We start from the raw sequence: 22,608 nt of genomic DNA, 5'->3' as shown, positions 1-22,608 counted from the left end.
AACAATTATTTATTCGTGTCTGAACATCGAAACCTGTAGTCCGGCGATTTGGATCCCGTTGAACTTCCTCGGGAACTCTCTAAGATCAGCCCTGTGTCCACGGATTGACACAGTCATCACGGAACGATGATTCAGGGAACCTCGCAGGATGCGATTCATCAGGACGATGAAAAGGAACACAGGGACTAGGGAAAAAATGTGGGCGGGTCATACCGCCCCTTTTTTTTGCCTGTAGAAAAGTGAAACCCGCCCCGCAGAAATGCAAAAAGGCCCGTAACGGGCCTTTTGGAGGGCATCGACGCTATCAGCGCTCGAGGTCTGCAATCTTGCCTTTTTTGCCATCCCACTCTGCCGCATCCGGCATCGGGTCTTTGCGCTCAGTGATGTTTGGCCAGATTTCCGCCAGCTCAACGTTCAACTGAATAAATTCCTGCATCTCTGCCGGGACTTCGTCCTCGGAGAAAATCGCGACGGCCGGGCATTCTGGCTCACACAGGGCGCAGTCAATGCACTCGTCCGGGTGGATGACCAGGAAGTTCGGGCCTTCGTAGAAGCAGTCCACCGGACACACTTCTACGCAGTCGGTGTACTTGCACTTGATGCAGTTGTCGGTGACGACGAAGGTCATTTCTAATTCTCTCCTCAGGCGGCGGCAGCGAAACCCTTTGTGGCAGGGCTCGCGAGGTTCGGGAGCGATAGTCTGCAGGCCAGGCTAAAAGCCCGCAGCATCCCAAACCGCGCGAGAGTCTACCAGCTTGCAAGCGTCTGCGTTATATCCGAGTCTTAAGTGCATATAACATTTCGAGCGCTTTTCGCGGCGTCAAGTCGTCCAGGTCAAGTTTAGCCAACTCATCCAGTACCGGGTGAGGCAGGCTGGCGAACATGTCGCTCTGGTGCGGCGTGCTCGGTTTGTTGCTGGTTTTGGCCGGGCTGGCCACGGGAAGCTCGTGGGGCAGGGCGGTTTCTTCCAGGCGGCTCAGGTGCTCGCGGGCACGGGTGATCACTTCAGCCGGTACACCGGCCAGTTGTGCCACGGCCAAGCCGTAACTCTGGCTCGCCGGGCCGGGCAGCACGTGGTGCAGGAACACGATGCGCTCGTTGTGCTCGGTGGCATTGAGGTGCACGTTGGCGACCAGCGGCTCGTTTTCCGGCAGCACGGTCAGCTCGAAGTAGTGGGTCGCAAACAGCGTATACGCCCGCAGGTGCGCCAGCCGCTCGGCGGCGGCCCAGGCCAGGGACAGCCCGTCAAAGGTGCTGGTGCCGCGGCCCACTTCGTCCATCAGCACCAGGCTGCGTTCGGTGGCGTTGTGCAGGATGTTGGCGGTTTCGCTCATTTCCACCATAAAGGTCGAACGGCCACCGGCCAGGTCATCGCTGGAACCGATCCGGGTGAAGATGCGGTCCACCAGGGACAACTCGCAACTGGCTGCCGGTACGAAGCTGCCGATGTGGGCCAGCAGCACGATTAATGCGGTCTGGCGCATGTAGGTGGATTTACCGCCCATGTTCGGACCGGTGATCACCAGCATGCGGGTGTCGTCGTCCAGCGACAGGTCGTTGGCGACGAACGGCGTGGTCAACACCTGTTCCACCACCGGGTGGCGACCTTGCACGATGCGCATGCACGGCTCGCTGACAAAACGCGGGCAGTTCAGGTCAAGGTTCAGGGCGCGCTCCGCCAGGTTGCTCAGCACATCCAGTTCGGCCAGGGCGGCGGCGGTGTCCTGCAACGGCGCCAGCTTGTCGATCAAGCTTTCCAGCAACGCTTCATAGAGCATCTTCTCCCGAGCCAGGGCGCGGCTTTTGGCCGACAGCGCCTTGTCTTCGAACTCTTTCAGTTCCGGGGTGATAAAGCGCTCGGCGCCCTTGAGGGTCTGGCGGCGCTGGTAGTCGATCGGCGCCTGCTCGGCCTGCTTGCTCGGCAACTCGATAAAGTAGCCGTGCACGCGGTTGTAGCCGACTTTCAGGTTGGCCAGGCCCGTACGGGCTTTTTCACGGGCTTCCAGGTCGATCAGGAACTGCCCGGCGTTCTCGCTCAGGGATTGCAGTTCGTCCAGCTCGGTGTCGTAACCGGTCTTCAACACGCCACCGTCACGGATGATCGCGGGCGGGTTGTCGATGATGGCTTTTTCCAGCAGCGCCGCCAGGTCCGGGTAGGTGCTGGTGGTGACGGCCAGCTGTTGCAGGTGCGGCGCTTCCAGTTCGGTCATCGCTGCTTGCAGTTGCGGCAGGGCGCCAAGCGCGTCCCGCAGGCGCGCCAGGTCACGGGGCCGTGCGTTACGCAGGCCGATCCGCGCGAGGATCCGCTCGATATCGCCGATTTCCTTGAGCTGCGGTTGCAGCTTTTCAAAGCGATAGCGGTCCAGCAGGCAAGTAATGGAGGTTTGACGTGCTTGCAGTACGGTCAAATCCCGCAGCGGACGGTTCAACCAGCGAGTCAACAAGCGGCTGCCCATGGCGGTCTGGCAACGGTCGACCACCGATTGCAGGGTGTTGTCGCGCCCGCCGGCCAGGTTGGTGTCCAACTCCAGGTTGCGACGGCTCGCGCCGTCCAGCACCACGGTGTCGTCCAGGCGTTCATGACGCAGGCTGCGCAAGTGCGGCAGGGCGGTGCGCTGGGTTTCCTTGGCGTAGCTGAGCAGGCAACCGGCGGCGCCGATGGCCAGGGTCAGGGTTTCGCAACCAAAGCCCTTGAGGTCTTGCACGGAGAATTGCTGGCACAGGCTTTTCAGCGCCGAATCACGCTCGAAATCCCACGGCGCGCGGCGCTTGGTCCCACGACGACGTTCCGCCGGCAAGTCCTTTGGCCAGTCGTCCGGGATCATTAACTCCACCGGATTGACGCGCTCCAGTTCCGCCAGCAGGTTTTCCCAGCCCTTGATCTCCAGCACCGTGAAGTTGCCACTGGTGATATCCAGCACCGCCAGGCCGAACAGCCGCTCGTCCCCCAATACCGCAGCGATCAGGTTATCGCGACGCTCATCCAGCAGCGCCTCATCGCTCACCGTGCCCGGGGTAATGATGCGCACCACCTGACGTTCCACCGGGCCCTTGCTGGTAGCCGGGTCGCCGATCTGCTCACAGATCACCACCGACTCGCCCAGCTTCACCAGCTTGACCAGATAGCCTTCCAACGAATGATAAGGAATCCCGCACATCGGAATCGCCTGCCCGGCCGACTGCCCGCGCGCGGTCAGGGTGATGTCCAGCAACTTGGCGGCCTTCTTCGCATCTTCATAGAAGATCTCGTAGAAGTCGCCCATGCGATAGAACATCAACTGATCAGGGTGCTGGTTTTTCAAGCGCCAGTACTGCTGCATCATCGGGGTGTGTGAGGACAGATCTGAAATTGCTTTATTCATCAGTAGGTTAGGTAATTTCTTGAAAATGGCTGGGGCAGAAATGGGGCATTCTGGTAACCAAATTAGCTTTGATCCCTTAGAGAAATAAGGTATCAAAAGGCTATCGTCGCCGAGCTTTGCCAATGCGTTGAGGTTACCATGTCGCATTAGTATTCCTCTCCCCCATTTTTCACTGTGACGCCTGTGCGCGCCACAGTGCCGATTACCACCTTCGTAATCGGCTAAGCATCATCAAGGAATTGAAATGGCAAGAAAGCCGATTAGCCGTACGCTGCAGCTCAAACCGATACATTTTTCTCAACTCAAATCTGGGCCCAAGATTGTGCTTGCCGATTTGATGCGCGAGCTGCGCGATCGTTGTCCAACTGTTGGATCACGCATCTGGGAGCAGATGGTACGTCTCGCTGACGGCACCCAAGTTCCTCAGCAATGCTATTTTTTCAATAATTTTGAGGAATTGGACGACGATACTTGTGTGTTTGAGGTTTGGTCTTACGAGCCCGGAGCAATTCCTCCAACACTGACGCCTGATCCGCACCAGGCTAACGCTGTAATAGATGAGCGAGCAGGCGCGGAGGGAGATGAGGCTCGCGAGCTTATCTATATATCTTATATTTTAGTTTACGGTCAGGCAGCAGTTGTTGAGAGTACTCGCGGTGCTGGCGGTATTATGTACATTGAGCGTTACTTGAATAAATTGGTTCGTCAGTTCAGTTTGGGGCGCGGTTACAATTTTTATTTTACAGATGCGGTGTCTTCAGGTTTGCGTGGAGAGATTGCTCGTGGGGGAGGAGCCAAGGGCTTTACTTTAGGACTCAGTGAATCGGTTCCTAATACTGATAGTGAATTACTGGGTATGCTTTCGGGTGTAAAAAGATATATGCCCAGCACTGGAATGATGACGGTTGAGTGGAAATCTAAGGATACACTCCCAACCGAGAAGGTTATCGCGGCATACGACGAAGCGAGGGAGCAAGAAGAGATCGACGGTGTTATTATTCATCTGGCTGACGGTTCCTCGATTCGTGGTGCAGCGAAATTTAAGATTAAGAAAACGATTGAAGTTACTGACGTTGGTGGTAAGAATCCTGATAGAGCGGAACTGATCAGGAAAATGCTCGTCTATCTTGAGGAACTATGTACGCCCGGAGATAACGGAAAAAGGATTTTGGACGAATCTGGAGCGCTAGCCGACAATGAAATATTTATACCTAATTCCCGAAGAACTAAAGAACGCAAAGCTAGTAAATGATGAGCTTGGGGACGTTGCGCGCGCCTCCGCTAGCAACGTAGCATATCTAGTCTTCAATATGGTTATATTGATTCTGGGTGGTGTGCTTGGCTTTTTTTGTATTGATAAAGTTGATGATAATCTTTTAAACGCTGTGATCACGTTCAGTGGTGTGATTATTGGTTTCGTGATCACTGCTATGCTTTTTTCTGGGCGTAGTCAGTACGTAGGTAAAATGACATATGAGCAAACTTATCTTTATGGTTTAAAGGTTAAGTACATGCTCATGTCTCAAATGAATACATTGTTTTCTTTTTTGATTTGCCTTGGATTTAGTTTGCTTTCGATGCTGGCAATTAAGATGAATGTTTTCTATGGAAAGAGCATTCCTCTTGTTATGTCGTCCGGTTTTTTTGTTCTTGGTTGTTATCGGATGATGCTTCTGCCTTTCCAGATTTATGACGTGCATTCTTTGGCTCTTGATAGTCTTCTTGAAGAAAGTCGTGGAGACGTAAAGTCAGCCGTTAAATCTGCGAGCGAGGCTAGGCTGAGAAAAGTCATATAGTGTTGGCTGGTTATTTTGTTTTGTTTATGCTGTTCCAGATGTTTGCAAGCTCGGTAGGTGATTCGTCATCCATCCATTTGGCATAAACTTCCACCAGCATGGTGAAATCTTTATGTCCCATCTGCTTAGCAATAAATGCGAGGTTGCCACGGGCAGTGAGACACCAGCACGCGTAGGTATGGCGCGTCTGGTACGGTCGACGAGGGCGGATGCCAGAACGCTTTTGGATCGCCGCCCACTTGGTATTCCAAGCGGTGGGGACATACCAGAAGTTTATGATCTTCTTGCGTGCCTGAGTGGAGGGAGAAAGCAGTGGGGTGACCTTTTCTTTCCGACTCTCGTGCCTGTTCTGGAACACTTCAATGGAGCGTGCAGGGTGATCGGCCACAAGCACCATCAGCGCACGACAGGCTTCTACTGCTGGCGGCATTAATAATACTGAGCGCGGCCTCCCCGTTTTGGGAATCTTGAACGTGCCTTTGGCGGTAATGGCGCGGGTAATGTTGATCTGTCCTGATTCCAGATCTATGTCTTCTACAGCTAGCGCACATAGCTCACCTGGTCGAAGCCCGGTGTACACGGCCAGGGTAATGGCCGCAGAGTCCTGCGGGTGAAGGCATCCTTTTTCTACCAGCAGTTGGAATTCATCACGAGTAAGCGGATCTGGCTCTTGGCCTTGCATTGCGAACCGATTACACGCTTCTGATAAACCCGGACGGCAATACCCATTTATCTCGCACCAACCCAAAAAACCGGCGAACGTTGCCAGGTAGTGGTTGACGGTCGACGGCGCTCGATCTGCAATCAGCAGCATCCTTAATAACTGGATGTCTTCGGGCAACAATACGCCGGCTAGACGATCAATTCCGACCAGGGCAGTGCAGATGTCCAAGGCATAACGGTACTTCTGAATCGCCCCGGGCTTCGTAGTTCACAAACGGTCAGGTCAAATTCGCCGCTCGATGCATAAAATATGCAAATTAGCATTTGCCAAGCATCAAAACTGCCTGCACTATCCGCGTTATGCAAAAACGCAACGTTTCTATCGTCTTAAGAGAGCTGCTGGACCGCGACCGGATCTCCCCCACGGAGCTTCACCGGCGTACCGGCGTGCCTCAATCCACGCTGTCCCGGATCCTCAGCGGCAAGATCGTTGACCCGTCTGACAAGCACATCTCGCGCATCGCCGATTACTTCCAGGTTAGCACCGACCAGCTGCGCGGGCGCGCGGCGCTGGTGCCGGCGCGGTCGGAAGAGCGCGACCCGATGCATTCGGAACTCAAGGACATAAGCCTGTGGGACGACGACACCCCCGTTAATGATGACGAGGTGTCGATCCCCTTTCTGCGCGAGGTTGAATTGGCTGCTGGATCAGGAAGATTCGTCATCGAGGAAAGCGAGAAGGCCAGCCTGCGTTTTGGCAAGCGCAGCCTGCGGCACAACGGTGTGCAGTTCGACCAGGCCAAGTGCGTGACGGTGCGTGGCAACAGCATGTTGCCGGTACTGCGTGATGGTGCGACGGTGGGCGTCAACGCCGGCAAGTGCGGGATCGGCGACATCGTCGATGGCGACTTGTATGCCATCAACCACAACGGCCAACTGCGGGTGAAACAGCTCTACCGCCTGCCTTCCGGGATTCGCCTGCGCAGCTTCAACCGCGATGAACACCCGGACGAGGACTACAGCTTCCAGGACATCCAGGATGAACAGATCAGCATCCTCGGTCACGTCTTCTGGTGGGGCATGTACGCCCGCTAACCCCTCCGCGTAGGACAAAGCCCGCCAATGAGCGGGCTTTTTTTCGCCTGTGCAAAACCACCAAACCCATGCCTGCAAGGCTATGAATGCATGCGTGCATATCTATCGCAAAAATAAATGCATTTGTGCATTGACTGTATATGCATACATGCATATTCTCCATCTCAAGCCAGCCAAGAAGGTCTGGTGGAGGCGGCAAGGATGCTGCCAGGGGAGACAAGGACGTTACGCAACACCGGCAAGGACGCCATCGAAGCGATGGCACGGATGCCAGGCAACACCGGCAAGGATGCCGACGCTCTTTAGTTTCATACCGCTTCAAGAACAGGCAGCGATGAACCGGCCTTAACGGTTCAGAGGGTTGGCAACTGGCCCGGGTGTGCAGCGTAAAGCACCAGAAGCAGTTATCCGGCAGACAGGGATCGTGGTCGGAAAAACATTGAGGAAAGGTCCGTACCGCGCCAGTAGCGCCGAAAGACCGAGGAAATCATTACTGAAAAGCCCGGGCAACCGGGCTTTTTGGAATGCCTACCTATAAATGGAATTACCCAAAACCCGGCACTGCGCCGGTAATGCTCAGCCAGGAGGCGTGACATGACAAACGAGCAGCAAGCGTTAGCGGAAATGCCTATCTGGCTGGTGATCGTATTGGCCCTGATCGGCGGTGTGTCCGGAGAAATGTGGCGCGCCGACAAGGAAGGCGCCCGTGGTTGGTCGCTGTTGCGGCGCCTGGCCCTGCGTTCCGGGGCCTGCATGGTGTGCGGGGTATCAGCCCTGATGCTGTGCTACGCCGCCGGCATGTCGATCTGGACGGCCGGCGCCATTGGTTGCCTGACCGCCATGGCCGGTGCAGACGTGGCCATCGGCCTTTATGAACGGTGGGCAGCCAAGCGGATTGGCGTCAACGAAGGCACCCGTCAGGACCCGCAGTAACCGTTGCAAGGACGCTACTTAAATGACCCTCATCGAAAAACCTTCCCAACTCCCTCAAGCCATCAGCGAGGCGCTGCATATTGCCTTTCCGGACCTGAAGGTCGGCAATCACCAGGATTTTCAGGGCGCCGGGGATAACACCGGCGTATTGATCACGGTTGAAGGCAATGGCCCGGGCATCCGCTCCCGTGAAGGGCGCAAGGCCCATGCCCTGGGGATTTCACTCAAGGCCATGGTCGCTCCGGGTGCATTGCCCTTTGATGCCTGTGACCTGGCCAGTCGACTGATGGACCTGGTGCTGGACAACCGCTGGAACCTGCCGCAGGCGCAGTGCGACCTGCCGACCAACATAGTCGCCGCGCCCTCAATACGCACTCCCGCCGAAACGGACTACGACACCTGGACCGTCACCTTCACCCAAACCCTCTATATCGGACCGCCGTTGCTCAACGACCCCACAGGCAAACCGCTGTTCGCCTGCACCTGGGAAGTCTCGAACATCGACGACCCCGACCAATACAAACCACTGGCGGAGTAACCCATGTTTGACGCGCTGTTACGCATGCAACTGGGGCCAATCATCGAGCGCCTGGCTGAAATGGAAGCCCAGCTCGAAGACCTCTATCGACGCGCCGAAAGTTTCTGCCGCATCGGCGTGTGCCAGGAGGTCGATGCCGCCAGCAACACCTGCAAGGTCAGCCACGGCGACTTGCTCACCCCGGCGATCCGTTTTTTCAACCCCAGCGCCGGTGCACAGACCGAAACCCGCATCCCTTCGGTGGGCGAGCAATGCGTGCTGCTCAACTACGGCGGCGGCGAGGGCGGGGCGCAATCGGTGGCCTTGTTCGGCTTGAACAGCGATCGTTTTCCGCCGGTCTCCAGCGTTCCGACACTGACCCGGCGGCGCCATCAGGACGGCACCCAAAGCGACTACGACGACGCCAGCCACACCTTCAACTGGGCCAATGGCCCCACCACGTTCATCGGTTCCCGCGAGCAGGTCGACGTCAAGGTCGGCGCCGCCAACCTGACGATGAGCGCCCAGAGCATCACGCTGCAAGTCGGCGGCACCAGCCTGTTGCTGGATGCCGGCGGCGCGCACTTCAGCGGCCCGGTGGTGGACCACCAGGGCCGGGTCATCAGCCCCTGATAAGGACATCCCATGATTGGAATCGATCGGAACACCGGGGCGGCCGTCGATGACTGGCTGCAATTCGTACAGCGCGCCACCCGAGCGCTGACCACGCCGTTGGGCACCCGCCAGAAGCGCCCGCTGTACGGCTCAATGATCCCGCAACTGCTCGGGCAAAACCTCGGCGACGACCTGCTGATTCTCGCCCAAAGCCATGCCGCCCAGGCGTTCTACAACCCACAGAACGGCATTGCCGACTTCGAGCCGCAAGTCATCGTCGCCAACCGCCAGGGCGCCGGCCTGTTGTTGCGCTTTGCCGGCACCTGGAAAAACCGCAAACAAACCTTCGAGGTGGTGACATGAGCATGCTGATACCCGGCCAGAACCAGTTGGCCGAGCCGGCGATCATTGCCGTCGACGAGTTCGAACCGCTGTTGGCGGAGTTCAAGGCGTTTGTGGTTGATTACGTCGTTGGCCGAGCGCCGGAAAATGCGGCCAAGCTCAAGGTCAGCCTGGAGAACGAGAGCGAGTTGCTGACGTTGGCGCTCGAAGCTTTTTGCGTTCGCCTGCAAACCCACGAGCGCAAATACAACGCCCGCATCAAGCAGATGCTGGCGTGGTGGGCCACCGGCAGCAACCTCGACGCACGCCTTGCCGACATGGGCCTGGAGCGTCAAGTGCTTGATCCCGGCGATCCGGCGGCTTTCCCGCCAGTGCCGCCGACGCTGGAGAGCGACGATGACGCCCGACTGCGTTATTACCTCGCGCCCCATGCTCCAGCGGCAGGGTCGCGCATGCAGTATCGCCGGGAGGTTTTCACCCTGGGTGAGCGTCCATCAGTGAAAGTGCAAAGTGCTACGCCCGGGGTGGTGACGGTCACTTATACCTTCGACCCGGACGGCTACGCGGCACGGGTCAAGGATGGCAACGGCCGTCGCACCGCGCCGGGTGAAGTGATGGTGACGGTCTTGGCCCGAGACGGGGATGGCACGCCACCTGCTGATCTGCTCGACGGTGTACGCCGGCATTTCGCCCGGCCTGATGTGCGGCCGGAAACGGATCTCGTCACGGTGCAGGCGGCTCAGATCCTGCGCTACAAAATCCGCGTGGTGGCGAAGATCAACGCCGGCCCGGATTCCGGGCTGACCCAAGTGGCCGCGCAACAACTGCTGCAAACCTACGCCGAGTCTTGTCATCGCCTGGAAGGGCGTGTGGACCCGAGCTGGATCGACTACGCCATCCACTCGGCGGGCGCTGCGCAACTGCAAATCCTTGAGCCGCTGGAGCCGATCGTCACCACGGCGTTTCAGGCGCCGTATTGCACGGGTGTCGAGGTGGAGGTGCGCACGCTATGAACGAGCCAAAAGGCAGTTTGCTGCCTGCCAACAGTTCTCCGTTGGAGAAGGCGCTGGACATGGGTTTCGGGCAGTTGCTCGACCGGGTTACTCCACCGTTCCCTGAACTGATGGATCCGGCTCGAACGCCAGTGGCGTTTTTGCCCTACCTGGCGGCGGATCGGGCGGTCAACGAATGGAGCGCCACTGCCCCCGAAGCTGAAAAGCGCTTGACGGTCAAACTCGCCTGGCCCACTGCCCGGCAAGCGGGCACTCGCCAAGCGCTGGAAAATGCGGCCAAGGGTTTGCAATTGGCACCGGAGGTTCGCGCCTGGTACGAACAGACGCCGCCCGGCGAGCCCTACAGCTTCTCCGTGCGGGCTTACACCGAGCTGCCCTACAGCGAAGAAATTGACGCCCGTCTAGACCGCCGCCTGTCCGATGCCAAAAGCGAGCGCGACATGCTCTCGATCTCCGTGGGCTTGAGCGCGTTCGGTGGCCACAGCATCGGCGCCGCCACCGTGTGCGGCGAGCTGACCACGATTTACCCGCTGGTGCTTGCCGGGCTCGAGGCGTCTGGCAGTGCCTTCATGGCCGCCGGCCTCTACACCGTCGAAACCACCACCCTTTATCCACAGGAGTCCTAAATGGCTGACTACTACACCCTGCTTACCAATGCGGGGATCGCCTACGAAACAGCCTGCAAGGCTGCTGGCGTGCCGATCAAACTTGCGCAAATTTCAGTTGGTGATGGAAATGGGGCGGTCTACAACCCGGATGCCACAGCCAAAGCGCTGAAGCGTGAAGTCTGGCGCGGGCCGCTGAATGCGTTGTTCCAGGATGAGAAAAATCCGAGTTGGTTGCTGGCTGAAGTGACTATTCCGGCTGAGGTCGGTGGTTGGTATGTACGTGAAGCCGGGCTTTGGACGGACACGGGGATTCTTTATGCGATAGTGAAATATCCGGAATCTTTCAAACCGGTGTTGGCAACGTCAGGGACGGGGAAAGAGTTTTATATTCGGTCGATTTTCGAGACTAACAACGCTTCGCTTGTAACGTTGTTGATTGACGACACTGTCGTCAAGGCAACACGTGCTTGGGTGACGGGTTATGTGGCTGATGAGCTTGCCAAGCTAGATGCAAAGCAGTCGGTACGCGTGGCAACTACGACAAATATCGCGTTGAGTGCGGCGCAAATAGTTGATGGTGTGGCTGTCGTTGCAGGTGACCGGGTTCTAGTAAAAAACCAAACAGTTGCGAAAGACAACGGGCTTTACGTTGTGACCAACGCTGACTGGGTTCGCGCAAAGGACGCGGACTCCAGTGCCAAGGTTACGTCGGCCATGACTGTGGTGGTCGAGCAAGGGGTAACTCAGCCGGATACTATTTGGCAATTGATTACTGATGGTTCAATAGTTCTTGGCTCTACGGCGCTGACGTTCCAGAACATTACCTTTGGTTTTGCCCCTCTCCAGTCGCCCGTATTTTTGGATAACCCCACTGCACCCACGGCGCTCCAGTTTAATATCAGCAAAACACTGGCGAATACCGAGTTTGTGCAGCGAGCGTTGGGTAATTACAGTGACGTTTCAGTATTGTCGGTTAGTGCAAATTTAACGCCGCAATATTTCGGAAGGGTATTGCTGCTAAATTCAGGCACCGAAATTACCGCGACGCTGCCTCCCTCCAGCGGTGGGCAAATAGGCAGTGTGATATCTATCCGAAACGTAGGCTCCGTAAATGCGATAGTAGTTCCTTTTGGCTCTGATACTGTTGCAGCTATAGCTACCAGGCCGCTATCGCGTTTAGTTGTTCCACCTGGATCGTCGGTGGACTTGGTGCTGCAGGGAACTAACTACTTCCTGTCGGGAACGTCGGCACTTAAATTGAGCTCTGAGTTTTCTTCGTCGATAGACTACAGCGGATACCAGAAGCTCCCTAGCGGGTTGATTATTCAGTGGGGAAATACAGTTTCGAATGGCGCAGGTTTTGGGAACTGGTCGATCACGTTGCCGATAACGTTCCCGAACTCGTGTCTGAGTGGGTCGATTTTAGGAAACGGAGGAGCTACGGTTTTCTCTCTTACATCGATGACTACTAACACACTAAATGCCACCGCGATGATATCTACAACGGGCGTTGCGACTTCAAAACTTGGCGGATTTTTCATCGTTGTAGGCTACTGAGAAAGGGGGAATTAATGTTTGCTTCAAAATCTACTCGCGGCTTTTACGACCCCGACATTCATGAGTTTATGCCGGATGATGTACTTGAAATTTCCGCTAAGCGATACGCTGAACTGTTCGCGGGACAGTCAGAAGGAAAGGTAATTACTTGGGGGGATGATGACTTTCCAGTGCTCGTTGATCCTCCATCGCCAACTCATGACGAGCTGATTGTTGCCGAAAGAGCTTGGCGCGATGCTCAGCTATCTCCGACTGATGCCATTGTTTCAAGGCATCGTGATGAGCTGGAAAGTGGCGGCGCGACAACCCTTACATCTGAGCAGTACATCGAGCTGCAAGAGTATCGACGCCGGTTGCGAGACTGGCCACAAGAGGCGGTATTTCCATCGGCCAACCACCGTCCCGTAGCGCCTTTTTGGTTAACAACTCAACTTTAAAAAACGCTTCGCACTGAAGGTATATCTTCTTTCCTGTTTCACACACTTCCTGAAAACCACTCCAAGCCGCGCAGCGGCTTTTTTTACGCCCGGAGATCCACCTATGGCCAACCGCCAAACCTACACCGTCCTCATCCCGTTCCCCACCGGCGCCGGCCATTGGTCCACCGCAGGCGAGGAACTCGACCTGCTGGACGTCGAAGCATCCGCCCTGCGCACCGCTGGCCGCCTGGAACTCACCAGCGTCCTCAACTCCACTCCCAAGAAGGCTGAATAACCATGGCTGAGGTTTTGAACTTCGAGCACAACGGCATCACTGTGAATGCCACCGAATCCCCCGAGGCCATGGGTGGCCTGGGCGACAACGTCATCGGCCTGGTGGGCACTGCCCCCAACGCCCATGCCTCGATTCCGAAAAACGCCCCGTTCCGCATCAACAGCTTCACCACCCAGGCGCTGCTGGACCCGACTGGCGCTGAAACCGGCACGCTGTTCCATGCCGTGTACCAGATCCTCAAAGTGGTCAAGGTGCCGGTCTACGTGGTGATCGTCGACGAGGGCGCCACCCCGGCCGATACCCTCAATAACGTAATCGGCGGTGAAGAGCCGGTTACCGGCCGCAAACTGGGCCTCGCGGCCCTGGCCAGCGTCCCCGAAGACCTGACCATCATCGGTGCTCCAGGCTTCACCGGCACCAAGGCCGTGGCCGGCGAATTCGCCTCCTTCGGCAAGCGCATCAAGGCCCGTGTGGTGCTGGATGGCAAGGACGCAACCGTCGCCGACCAGGTGACCTACAGCGGCGAACTGGGCGGTGCCGACCTCGGTTTCGACCGTTGCCTGCTGGTGCACAACATGCCGTCGGTGTACTCCAAGGCCGCGAAGAAAAACGTGTTCCTGGCGCCGTCGTCCCTGGCCATCGCTGCACTGGCCAAGGTCAAGCAGTGGGAGAGCCCGGGCAATCAGGTGACCTTCGCCGAAGATGTTTCCCGCGTCGTCGAGTACAACATCCTCGACACCTCCACCGAAGGCGACCTGCTTAACCGCTACGGCGTGAGCTACTACGCCCGCACCATCCTCGGCGGTTTTTCGCTGCTGGGTAACCGTTCCATTACCGGCAAGTTCATCAGCTACGTCGGCCTGGAAGATGCGATCAGCCGCAAGCTGGTCAAGGCCGGCCAGAAAGCCATGGCCAAGAACCTGACCAAGTCGTTCATGGACCAGGAGGTGAAACGTATCAACGACTGGCTGCAAACCCTGGTGGCTGACGAAACCATCCCCGGCGGCAGCGTGTACCTGCACCCGGAGTTGAACAGTGTCGAGAAGTACAAGAACGGCACCTGGTTCATCGTCATCGACTACGGCCGCTACGCGCCGAACGAACACATGATTTATCAACTCAACGCCCGCGATGAAATCATCGAGCAGTTCCTGGAGGACGTTCTCTAATGTTTACCAACCGTGTAAGACAGGCCATTGCGGCCACCCTTCAGGGCTTGCCGTTGTCGGCTACCGTCAATTCCTTCACCCCGCCGAAGATTGACTTCGATATGGAGCTCATGACCGGCGGGCGCTTTATCGCCGAGGAAATGGCCAAGAGCGCCAAAGCGCTCAACGCCACATTGGAGCTGCAAGGCGCAGGTCCGGAAATCATGCTTGCCCTGGGCGTGCGCCTGGGCGACGACATTTTGCTGAACGTGCGCGAAGCCGGCCAGGACCAGGATGGCAAGACTTACTTCACCTACCACACCATCGGCGGCAAGCTGAAGACTCTGACCGAGGCACCGGTGAAGATGGGCGATAAACCCACCATCACCCTGGAGTTCTCCTGCCGCACCTACAACCGCCTGGAAAACGGCATCCCGGTAATCGACATCGACGTACGCACCCAGAAGTTCGTGCTCAACGGCGTCGACATCCTCGGCGATGCCCGCCGCGCGGTGCTGATGCCGTAAGGGCCTTGCGATTTCTGTAGGCGCTGGCTTGCCTGCGATGCAGGCGACTCGGTGTATCAGTTGCACCGAGGCGATGCCATCGCGGGCAAGCCCGGCTCCCACAGTGATCGCGTTCGCCCCGAGAGGTGCGGTGCTTTTCAACAACGTTTGACCAAGGAATTGACTCATGGCCTGGATGCCTCCGCTGCACATCCTGCTGTCGCCGATCACCGCCGATACCGGCGCGACAATCGAGCAGGTGCAACTCAAGCCGCTGTACTACGCCGCGCAAAAAGACGCGCTGGCCCGGGCCGGTGACGACGAGGACGACCAGTTTTTCGAACTGGCGAAACTCGCCACCGGCCTGTCGGAAAAAGAGCTCGACCAGCTCAAACGTCCGGACTACGTGAGCATCGCGCAATACGTACATGACATGTCGACCCGCCCGGCTTCGTTCTTCCTGGACGAATCCCGCACGCCTGGTGACTCAACCATCTCCGAACAGGTGAAGCTGCTGCTGCCGCTGAACGCAGCGGGCCGAACCCTGACCGATGTGACCCTGGAAATGCCTGCCCTGCGCGCTACCAAAGTGATGAAAAAACTCACCACGGCCAAGGAACGCGCCGAGTTCATCACTGCCCATTGTTCCGGGCTGATGATCCCCGACCTAGCGGGCCTTACCGTGCCCGACTGGACGGAACTGCAGGGGCGCATCGACGATTTTTTAAACAAACCGGCGGACTTCTTTCGGAGCGCGACATCGAAGTAATTCTCGACATCGTGCCGCTCATTTACTCGGTAAATGAAGCGGAAATCCTGGACTGGGACGCCGGAAAAGCATTGCGCCGCTACGACATCGCGATCACTCGCCTTGGCGTCAAACAGGAGTAGAGCGGATGGCAGACAGTAAATTTGGATTGAAGTCGCTCATCGCCAGGGATGGCCAGGCGACTTACGGCTCGCTTGAAACGGCCGGGGCAGGCGCCAGCATCCAGCCCATTGCGCCGATGCTGGCTGGCCCGTCCTTGCTTGATGCCTTACCCAAGGACATGCCGGGCTTTCAACTGGCAAATGTCGGTGTGCAACTGGCGCAACTGGTCGCGGGGCAGGCCCGGCTCATTGACACGTTGGAGAGGTTCAACGGCTCATTGCTCGATGTGATGAGGGCCCTGCAGGCCGGCAAAGGCAATAGCACGAGCGGCGCCTCATCCGATCCAGCCCAACCCTCGCAGGCGCTGGAAACGGCGATGACCGACCTGCATGAAGTGGTGGGGTTTGCCGGGCGTGAACGCACACAACTGCGCGAGGCCAACCTGGCCATGGCGTCCGACCCACTGGTTGCCGCGAGTGGCGCAGGTGCTGTCGATCTGGCCAGGGTCGAGCAGGTAGGTGCCCGGTCCGGTGTAGGCAAGGACCTTGAAACTCGCCAGGCTGATTTGCTGCAGTTCGCCCGCGATTCCGCGATCATCGCCGCGGCCTTTCAGACCGATATCAAGACGGCCGGCGAGATGATGGGCGGCTGGCGTGGGTCGATGAAGTTGGATCGCCCGCAGGCGCTGGATCTGGCTGACGCCACCAACGTGCTGGGCTCCCACGCTTCGCTCAAGGCCGATGCGGTGGATATCGGTACGATTGTGCGTCAGAGCACGGCCGCGAGAATGTCGGGCATGCGCCCCGAACAGGTCGCGGCGTTCTCGGCGGCGTTGCTCACGGCCGGTAACAACCGGGCGTCTGCCGGGCTTGCGGTGGAAAAAGTCGGCGCCGCGCTGGCCAAGGGTGATGGTGCCTCCGAGGGGCAGCGCGCTGCCTGGGCAGAGCTCAAGCTTGACCCGAAGGTGCTTGCGGCAGGCATGAAGCAGGACGCACCGCACACAGTGCTGACGGTCCTCGAAGCGCTCAAGGCGCAGCCCCAGGAAAGGCAGGCGGCACTGGCCACTCAGTTGTTCGACGGTAACCGCTCGATTCTGAGCCTGGTGCCGGTGATCGACACGGTGAAGCAGGCTTTCACGGCGGTGGCCGACAAGTCGACTTACGCGACTTCGGCTCTGGGCGACCAGGGCTCGGTCATGCGTTCGGCTACCGGCCGGGCAGACTCCACCAAAGCCCATGAACAGGCCTTCCAGGCCAGTACCACCCGCCTGGAGACAGCCTCCGATACGGCAATTGCACCCCTGAAAAATGGCGCGCTGACGGTGCTGACCTCTGTGGTCAACGGCTTGGGATGGCTGGCTGAATCGCTGCCCAAAGCCACGGCCGCCCTCGCATTGGCCGCCGTGGTGATGGTACCGCTGGCGAAGAAGCTCGGCGGTACTGTCGTGGACAAGGTCTTTGACAAGGTCGCCGGGAAAGTTCTTGGCGAGGATGGCGCACCCCGCGATGCAGGCGGCAACAAGTCCAACCCGTCCGGGAGCAAAGGGACGTCACAAGGCAGCGACACACGCCAGGCCGACCGCACTCCAGGCAAAAACTCAGGCCCAGATGCGCCTACGAAAACCGACAGAGCCAGCCGAATCGCGAAGCGAGGATCGTTGGCGGTGGTGGTGGCGGACGCTGGTGTCAATCTCATCAAAGGTGCGAACAACGGCACTCTGAAAGAGTCCGTTGGCGCCAGTGTGGGGTCGATAGGCGGTGGTATCGCGGGCGGTTTGGCCGGCGAGGTAGCAGGGCTGGCCATTGGGCGTGCCGTTGGCACGCTCGCAGGGGCGGCGCTGGGTTCGATTATTCCGGGCGCCGGCACATTGTTGGGCGGTGTGATCGGCGGCTTTGCCGGTGGTGCAATTGGCAAGGTGGTGGGCGGTGTTGTCGGCACTTTCGTCGGCAGCGACGTCGGTGCCAGCCTCGGCGAGAAAGTCATGAGCAGCGACGACCGTCTCCCGCCACCCGAACAGGTCAGCCAAAGCCTTCCCAACGCTCAAACAGACAACCGCCAAATCAACTTCGCCCCGCAGATCAACATCACCGCCCCCGAGCAGGCCAGTTACCAAGCGCTGGCGGCGCTCGTCGTGCAACAGATCGAGGCGCAGTTCACGCCGCTCTCGATGGATAACCTGCTGGCGACGCGACGCGACGCGGCACTCACCGATGGAGCAGTCTGATGCGACAACAAATGGTGTTGGGCAGCTTTATTTTCGGGCTGTCGCGCGGGTTTGCCTACGCGACCCTCGACCGTAAGAGTAGCGGTGGCTGGGTCGCGCTGGACATCATTGCCGGCAAACCCAAGTCCAGCCAGACCGGCCAGCCCCTCGAAACATTGACCTTTGGCGGCAAGGCGGCGCGTGGCATTGGTATGGCCAGGCTCGACGAGCTGCGCGACTTGCAGGTCTTGCGTACACCGCTGCCGTTAGTGGACGGGATTGGCCGTAACTGGGGGCTGTGGACGATCAAGTCGGTGGACGAGAAACAAGCCAACGTGATCGACGACGGCACGGCCATGCTGATCAATTGGACGTTGGTACTGGAGGAATTCGTCAATGCGTAGAGTCCGAAGTATTGCCGGTGACTCAGTCAACCTGCTGCTCTACCGCGAACTGGGTCGTAGTGACGACGCCGCTGAGGAAGCACTATGGCACCTCAACCCGGACCTCGCGGAACACGGGGCGGTATTGCCGGCCGGCATCGGTGTGATCGTGCCGGAACTGGACGCGCGCCCTGTCGCAAAAAAGCCGGTTTCGGTTTGGGATTAAGGAGGAACCATGGCACTTGGATTCACACCGATGGTGGAAATTTACGGGATCAATGCCGCGCTGCTCAACGAGCGATTATTGGAGTGGGAACACACCGATGCCGCAGGCTTCGTATCCGACCAGCTCAAGCTGACCCTTGATATCGAAGGGCTCGAGGGCTTGCCCCGCATGGGTGGAAGGATCGGCCTGCGGGTCGGTTACCTCGAGACTGGCCTGGAGGACAAGGGGCTGTTCAAGATTACCCAACGCACCCCATACCTTTTCCCCATGCGCCTGGTGCTGGTGGCCACGGCAGCGCCGTTCGACCACGACGAATTCAAACAGCGCCGCACAGCCAGCCATGGGCCGACCACCCTGGGCGCACTGTTCCGCCAACTGACCACACGTTATGGATTCTCACCCAGGGTCGCGCCGGATCTGGACGCTGAAAAGATCGCTCACATCGACCAGACCAACGAAAGCGACATGAGCTTTCTGACCCGGCTTGCCAAGCGTTTTGATGCGGTGGCCAAGCCTGTCGACGAACTGTACGTGTTGGGCCGTAAAGGCCAGCTCACCTCGTTGTCGGGCAAGCCGCTGCAAGAAGTGCGGCTGTCGGTCACCCGCGATAACCGTCCGGGCGACCACGCGTTTATCAGCGCCAGTTTTACCGAGACCAGCCGGGCCAAGTTCGAAGGGGCCAAGGCGTCCTGGTGGGATGCCGCTACTTGCAAGAAACGTGAGGTGGAGGTGGGTGGCGCGCCGTTCAAAGTGCTTGCCCAGCGCTACCAGAGCGAAGACGAAGCCAGGACAGCGGCCGAGGGCGAGATGCGCCGGGTTGGCCGTGAAGGCCTGCAGATCAATGTGATATGCCCCGGCAACCCGGCGCTCCAGGCCGAAGGGCTGCTGATGCTGGATGAAACCTGGCCCGGCTTCATGCAGGGGCGCTGGTCCATCGACACGCTGACGGCCATCGGCAAACGCAAGGAAAGCTACCGATGCACGATCAAGGCGACCGGGCTGTCATCACCTGAATGACGCGCCCGATCGGTCCCCTCTACCCACCCGCTTCGGCGGGTTTTTTATTGCCTGGTGAGGCGCCATGAAGATCACCCCTCTGGTCAGTCACCTGCGGGATCGCTGCCCATCGTTCAACCAACACATCCGCGCCGGCCTCGACCTTGACGCGCTGCAAAACCTGCCAGTGCTTGACGCGCCCCAGGCGGTCGTCACGCCGATCTGCGACAAGGCCAGCCCTAACACTACGCAAAACAGCAGCCGCCAAACCCTGCGCGAGCATTTTGGCGTGGTGCTGGTGCTGGATCTGCCGGAAGGCCAGCACGCCCAGGCGATGGACCAACTGCATGCCCTGCGCGCCGAGGTCTGGCGGGCGCTGGTGGGCTACAAGCCCGAAGGGTTCTACGAGCCTATCCAGTACGACGGCGGCGAATGGCTGTTGCTTAGCAAGGTTCGCGGGTTGTACCGGCTGCGGTTTTTTCTTGAGAGCCAGTTGGGACGCAACCTCAGCACACAGCCAGCGGAAACCTGGCTCGAGCTTGAGCTGGACGCTCTGCCGTCCTTCAACGGGGTGACGGTGCGGGTCGATGCCATCGACCCGGCCGACCCCAATCTGCAACACCCAGGCCCCGACGGGCGCCTGGAAATGACCTTTTCTGCCGAGGTAAAACCATGAGCAAACGCATCACCGTACTGCCGGTTTCCGGCCGTGCCGTACCTGACCCGGAGGCGGGCGATCTGCTGCCGGCCGAAGGTCGCGAAGTCCCGGACAACGCCTGGTGGCGTCGACGTCTGGCCGATGGCGACATCACCACCAAAGCCGTCAAGGCGGCAAAACCACAGGGAGCCAAATAATGGCGATTGGATTCAGTCATATTCCGGCGGACATTCGTGTGCCGCTGTTCTACGCCGAGATGGACAATTCGGCGGCCAATAGCGCGTCGTCGGCCTTGCGCCGGCTGATCGTGGCTCAGGTCAACGACAACGTCACAAGCCCGGAAATCGGCAGCCTGGTGCTGGTGTCGAGCGCGGCGATGGCCAAGCGTATCGGCGGCCAGGGTTCGATGCTGGCGTCGATGTACGAGACGTTCCGCAAGAGTGACCCGGTGGGCGAGATCTGGTGCCTGCCGCTGCACAGCACCGAAGGCAGTGCGGCCAAGGCCGATCTCACGCTGAGCGGTGCCGCCACCCAGGGTGGTGTTCTCAGCCTGTACGTCGGCGGCACCCGGGTTCAAGCGACCGTGATCAATGGCGCCACCGCGGCCGTTGCCGCCACCGCCCTGGCGCTGAAAATCAACGCCAGCGCCGACCTGCCGGTCAGTGCGGTAGCCGCCGAAGGCACCGTCACCCTGACCGCCAAATGGACCGGTGAGAGTGGTAACGACATCAGCCTGCAGCTCAACCGTTTGGGCCAGAGCAACGGCGAGCAAATTCCCGACGGCCTGACCGCCGTCCTCGGCAAAATGGCGGCGGGCGCCGGTGTACCGGACCAACTCGCAGCGCTGGCGGCACTGGGCGACGAGCCGTTTGAATTCATCTGCATGCCCTGGGCCGACACCACCAGCCTCAACGCCTGGCAAGCGGTGATGGATGACAACGGCGGTCGCTGGTCCTGGGCCAAGCAACTGTTCGGCCACGTCTACACGGCCAAGCGCGGCACCATCGGTACCCTGGTGGCCGCCGGGCAAGGGCGTAACGACCAGCACGTGACCATCCAGGCCATGGAGCCGGGTGTGCCGCAACCGTTCTGGGTTCAGGCAGCGGCATTGGCCGCGCGCACCGCGGTGTTTATTTCCGCCGACGCCAGCCGTCCGACCCAAAGCGGCAGCCTGCCAGGCCTCGACCCGGCCGACGCCAGCGAGCGTTTCACCCTGACCGAGCGCCAATCACTGCTCAACTACGGCATCGCCACGGCTTACTACGAAGGCGGCTACGTGCGCATTCAGCGGGCGATCACCACCTACCAGAAGAACGCCTTCGGCCAGGCGGACAACTCCTACCTGGACAGTGAAACCCTGCACCAGTCGGCCTTTATCGTGCGCCGCCTGCAAAGCGTGATCACCAGCAAGTACGGGCGCCACAAACTCGCGGCTGACGGCACGCGCTTTGGCGCCGGCCAGCCGATCGTGACCCCGAGCACTATTCGCGGTGAGCTGATCGCCCAGTACGCCAAGCTGGAACTGGAAGGCCATGTGGAGAACGCCGAACTGTTCGCCGAGCACCTGATTGTCGAGCGTGACAGCCAGGACCCAAGCCGGGTCAACGTGCTGTTCCCGCCCGATTACGTCAATGGGCTGCGGGTGTTTGCGCTGCTCAACCAGTTCCGTTTGCAGTACGACGCGGCGGTGTAACCCCCGCGCTTTTCGCAACTGATTCCAGCCCGCCGCGTGCGGGCTTATTTTTGGGAGAAACATCATGGGTCAACTGATTGCGGGCACCTGCTACGTCAAAGTGGACGGCGCTCAACTGACCATCAACGGCGGCTGCGAAGCACCGTTGATGGCCGTCAAACGGGAAACTGTGGTGCCGGGTTTCTATAAGGAAACCGACATCACCCCGTCCTTCAAAGTCACCGCGCTGCACACGCCGGACTTTCCGCTCAAGCAGCTGATCGCGGGCACCGACATGACCGTCACCTGCGAATTCAACAACGGCAAAGTCTACGTGCTGGCCGGTGCCTACCTGGTGGAAGAACCGGTGGCCAAGGGCGACGATGCCGTGATCGAGCTGAAATTCGAAGGCATCAAGGGGACCTGGCAATGAGCGATACGGTGAAGCTGCAAGTGGCCATCGAGGCCCACGGCGAGCCACTGGCCGAACTCACCCTGCGCCGCCCGACGGTGCAGGAAGTGCGGGCGATCAAGGCGCTGCCGTACAAGATCGACAAGGGCGAAGACGTGAGTCTGGACCTCGACGTGGCCGCCAAGTACATCGCGGTGTGCGCGGGTATTCCGCCGTCGTCGGTCAACCAGCTCGACCTGGTGGACTTCAATGCGCTGAGCTGGGCCGTCGCCGGTTTTTTCATGAGTGCGGCGCAGGCTCCGTCGCCGAGCTGATTGC

Annotated in this window: 27 protein-coding genes; 24 read left to right on the top strand and 3 right to left on the bottom strand. The window is 59.1% G+C overall.

What is annotated here, in order from left to right:
- Positions 1-304 precede the first annotated feature (304 nt).
- Together fdxA and mutS are read right to left on the bottom strand one after the other, a co-directional pair.
- Positions 305-628 carry a ferredoxin FdxA gene (fdxA, locus tag JFV30_RS22810; protein ID WP_003208688.1) on the bottom strand — a complete coding sequence of 108 codons (324 nt, stop codon included), beginning with the start codon at positions 626-628 and terminating at the stop codon, positions 305-307.
- Positions 629-770: 142 nt separating this feature from the next.
- On the bottom strand, positions 771-3,350 hold the full coding sequence (mutS, locus tag JFV30_RS22805; RefSeq protein ID WP_201126234.1) for a DNA mismatch repair protein MutS: 2,580 nt from the start codon (positions 3,348-3,350) through the stop codon (positions 771-773).
- Positions 3,351-3,606: 256 nt separating this feature from the next.
- Here mutS and JFV30_RS22800 point away from each other — a divergent pair, with 256 nt between their 5' ends.
- Both JFV30_RS22800 and JFV30_RS22795 read left to right on the top strand, forming a co-directional pair.
- A complete protein-coding gene (locus JFV30_RS22800; RefSeq protein WP_201125243.1) occupies positions 3,607-4,614 on the top strand; it encodes a hypothetical protein in 1,008 nt (335 codons plus the stop codon).
- Positions 4,559-5,158, top strand: a complete 600-nt coding sequence (locus tag JFV30_RS22795) for a hypothetical protein (RefSeq protein WP_201125242.1) — start codon at positions 4,559-4,561, stop codon at positions 5,156-5,158. The genes JFV30_RS22800 and JFV30_RS22795 overlap by 56 nt, the downstream gene beginning before the upstream one ends.
- A 10-nt stretch (positions 5,159-5,168) precedes the next feature.
- Here the strand turns inward: JFV30_RS22795 and JFV30_RS22790 are convergent, their stop codons facing one another.
- Positions 5,169-5,999, bottom strand: coding sequence for a tyrosine-type recombinase/integrase (locus JFV30_RS22790; protein WP_242487113.1), 831 nt, complete (start codon positions 5,997-5,999; stop codon positions 5,169-5,171).
- Between the two features lie 182 nt (positions 6,000-6,181).
- Here JFV30_RS22790 and JFV30_RS22785 point away from each other — a divergent pair, with 182 nt between their 5' ends.
- The 22 genes from JFV30_RS22785 to JFV30_RS22680 all read left to right on the top strand — a co-directional run bounded on the left by JFV30_RS22785 (position 6,182) and on the right by JFV30_RS22680 (position 22,604).
- Positions 6,182-6,916, top strand: coding sequence for a LexA family transcriptional regulator (locus tag JFV30_RS22785; RefSeq protein ID WP_029615867.1), 735 nt, complete (start codon positions 6,182-6,184; stop codon positions 6,914-6,916).
- Between the two features lie 594 nt (positions 6,917-7,510).
- Entirely contained in the window at positions 7,511-7,849 is a 339-nt protein-coding gene (locus JFV30_RS22780; RefSeq protein ID WP_177046859.1) for a phage holin family protein, read from the top strand.
- A 22-nt stretch (positions 7,850-7,871) separates the two neighbouring features.
- Positions 7,872-8,387, top strand: a complete 516-nt coding sequence (locus JFV30_RS22775) for a hypothetical protein (protein ID WP_201125241.1) — start codon at positions 7,872-7,874, stop codon at positions 8,385-8,387.
- A gap of 3 nt (positions 8,388-8,390) precedes the next feature.
- Complete coding sequence (locus JFV30_RS22770) at positions 8,391-8,999, top strand: phage baseplate assembly protein V (protein ID WP_201125240.1); 609 nt, start codon at positions 8,391-8,393, stop codon at positions 8,997-8,999.
- 12 nt (positions 9,000-9,011) lie between these two features.
- On the top strand, positions 9,012-9,344 hold the full coding sequence (locus tag JFV30_RS22765) for a phage baseplate protein (RefSeq protein WP_010170122.1): 333 nt from the start codon (positions 9,012-9,014) through the stop codon (positions 9,342-9,344).
- Positions 9,341-10,336 carry a baseplate J/gp47 family protein gene (locus JFV30_RS22760; RefSeq protein WP_201125239.1) on the top strand — a complete coding sequence of 332 codons (996 nt, stop codon included), beginning with the start codon at positions 9,341-9,343 and terminating at the stop codon, positions 10,334-10,336. The genes JFV30_RS22765 and JFV30_RS22760 overlap by 4 nt, the downstream gene beginning before the upstream one ends.
- Positions 10,333-10,962, top strand: a complete 630-nt coding sequence (locus JFV30_RS22755) for a phage tail protein I (protein WP_201125238.1) — start codon at positions 10,333-10,335, stop codon at positions 10,960-10,962. Before JFV30_RS22760 ends, JFV30_RS22755 begins: the two co-directional genes overlap by 4 nt.
- Entirely contained in the window at positions 10,963-12,501 is a 1,539-nt protein-coding gene (locus JFV30_RS22750; protein ID WP_201125237.1) for a phage tail protein, read from the top strand.
- Between the two features lie 14 nt (positions 12,502-12,515).
- A complete protein-coding gene (locus JFV30_RS22745) occupies positions 12,516-12,938 on the top strand; it encodes a phage tail assembly chaperone (RefSeq protein ID WP_201125236.1) in 423 nt (140 codons plus the stop codon).
- Between the two features lie 103 nt (positions 12,939-13,041).
- Complete coding sequence (locus JFV30_RS22740) at positions 13,042-13,215, top strand: hypothetical protein (RefSeq protein ID WP_010170111.1); 174 nt, start codon at positions 13,042-13,044, stop codon at positions 13,213-13,215.
- Between the two features lie 2 nt (positions 13,216-13,217).
- On the top strand, positions 13,218-14,384 hold the full coding sequence (locus JFV30_RS22735) for a phage tail protein (protein ID WP_201125235.1): 1,167 nt from the start codon (positions 13,218-13,220) through the stop codon (positions 14,382-14,384).
- Positions 14,384-14,890, top strand: a complete 507-nt coding sequence (locus tag JFV30_RS22730) for a phage major tail tube protein (protein WP_201125234.1) — start codon at positions 14,384-14,386, stop codon at positions 14,888-14,890. Before JFV30_RS22735 ends, JFV30_RS22730 begins: the two co-directional genes overlap by 1 nt.
- Positions 14,891-15,056: 166 nt before the next feature.
- Positions 15,057-15,638, top strand: a complete 582-nt coding sequence (locus JFV30_RS22725; protein WP_201125233.1) for a phage tail assembly protein — start codon at positions 15,057-15,059, stop codon at positions 15,636-15,638.
- A gap of 127 nt (positions 15,639-15,765) precedes the next feature.
- Complete coding sequence (locus tag JFV30_RS22720; RefSeq protein WP_201125232.1) at positions 15,766-17,964, top strand: phage tail tape measure protein; 2,199 nt, start codon at positions 15,766-15,768, stop codon at positions 17,962-17,964.
- Positions 17,964-18,347 (top strand): phage tail protein, encoded by a 384-nt coding sequence (locus JFV30_RS22715; RefSeq protein WP_201125231.1) that lies wholly within the window; start codon positions 17,964-17,966, stop codon positions 18,345-18,347. Before JFV30_RS22720 ends, JFV30_RS22715 begins: the two co-directional genes overlap by 1 nt.
- The gene (locus JFV30_RS22710; RefSeq protein ID WP_201125230.1) at positions 18,340-18,552 is read left to right on the top strand and encodes a tail protein X; all 213 of its coding nucleotides are present in this window, start codon (positions 18,340-18,342) and stop codon (positions 18,550-18,552) included. The genes JFV30_RS22715 and JFV30_RS22710 overlap by 8 nt, the downstream gene beginning before the upstream one ends.
- A 9-nt stretch (positions 18,553-18,561) precedes the next feature.
- Complete coding sequence (locus JFV30_RS22705) at positions 18,562-19,569, top strand: phage late control D family protein (RefSeq protein ID WP_201125229.1); 1,008 nt, start codon at positions 18,562-18,564, stop codon at positions 19,567-19,569.
- A gap of 64 nt (positions 19,570-19,633) precedes the next feature.
- On the top strand, positions 19,634-20,224 hold the full coding sequence (locus JFV30_RS22700; protein ID WP_201125228.1) for a phage tail terminator protein: 591 nt from the start codon (positions 19,634-19,636) through the stop codon (positions 20,222-20,224).
- On the top strand, positions 20,221-20,403 hold the full coding sequence (locus JFV30_RS22695; protein WP_010170093.1) for a DUF2635 domain-containing protein: 183 nt from the start codon (positions 20,221-20,223) through the stop codon (positions 20,401-20,403). The genes JFV30_RS22700 and JFV30_RS22695 overlap by 4 nt, the downstream gene beginning before the upstream one ends.
- On the top strand, positions 20,403-21,899 hold the full coding sequence (locus tag JFV30_RS22690) for a phage tail sheath subtilisin-like domain-containing protein (protein WP_201125227.1): 1,497 nt from the start codon (positions 20,403-20,405) through the stop codon (positions 21,897-21,899). The genes JFV30_RS22695 and JFV30_RS22690 overlap by 1 nt, the downstream gene beginning before the upstream one ends.
- A gap of 64 nt (positions 21,900-21,963) precedes the next feature.
- A complete protein-coding gene (locus tag JFV30_RS22685; protein ID WP_010170089.1) occupies positions 21,964-22,311 on the top strand; it encodes a phage tail tube protein in 348 nt (115 codons plus the stop codon).
- A complete protein-coding gene (locus JFV30_RS22680; protein WP_010170087.1) occupies positions 22,308-22,604 on the top strand; it encodes a phage tail assembly protein in 297 nt (98 codons plus the stop codon). The genes JFV30_RS22685 and JFV30_RS22680 overlap by 4 nt, the downstream gene beginning before the upstream one ends.
- Positions 22,605-22,608 lie beyond the last annotated feature (4 nt).

Source organism: Pseudomonas sp. TH32 (assembly GCF_016650855.1).
Lineage (GTDB): Bacteria > Pseudomonadota > Gammaproteobacteria > Pseudomonadales > Pseudomonadaceae > Aquipseudomonas.
The sequence above is the reverse complement of the archived record's forward strand: the minus strand, read 5'-3'. Positions and strand labels throughout refer to the sequence as shown.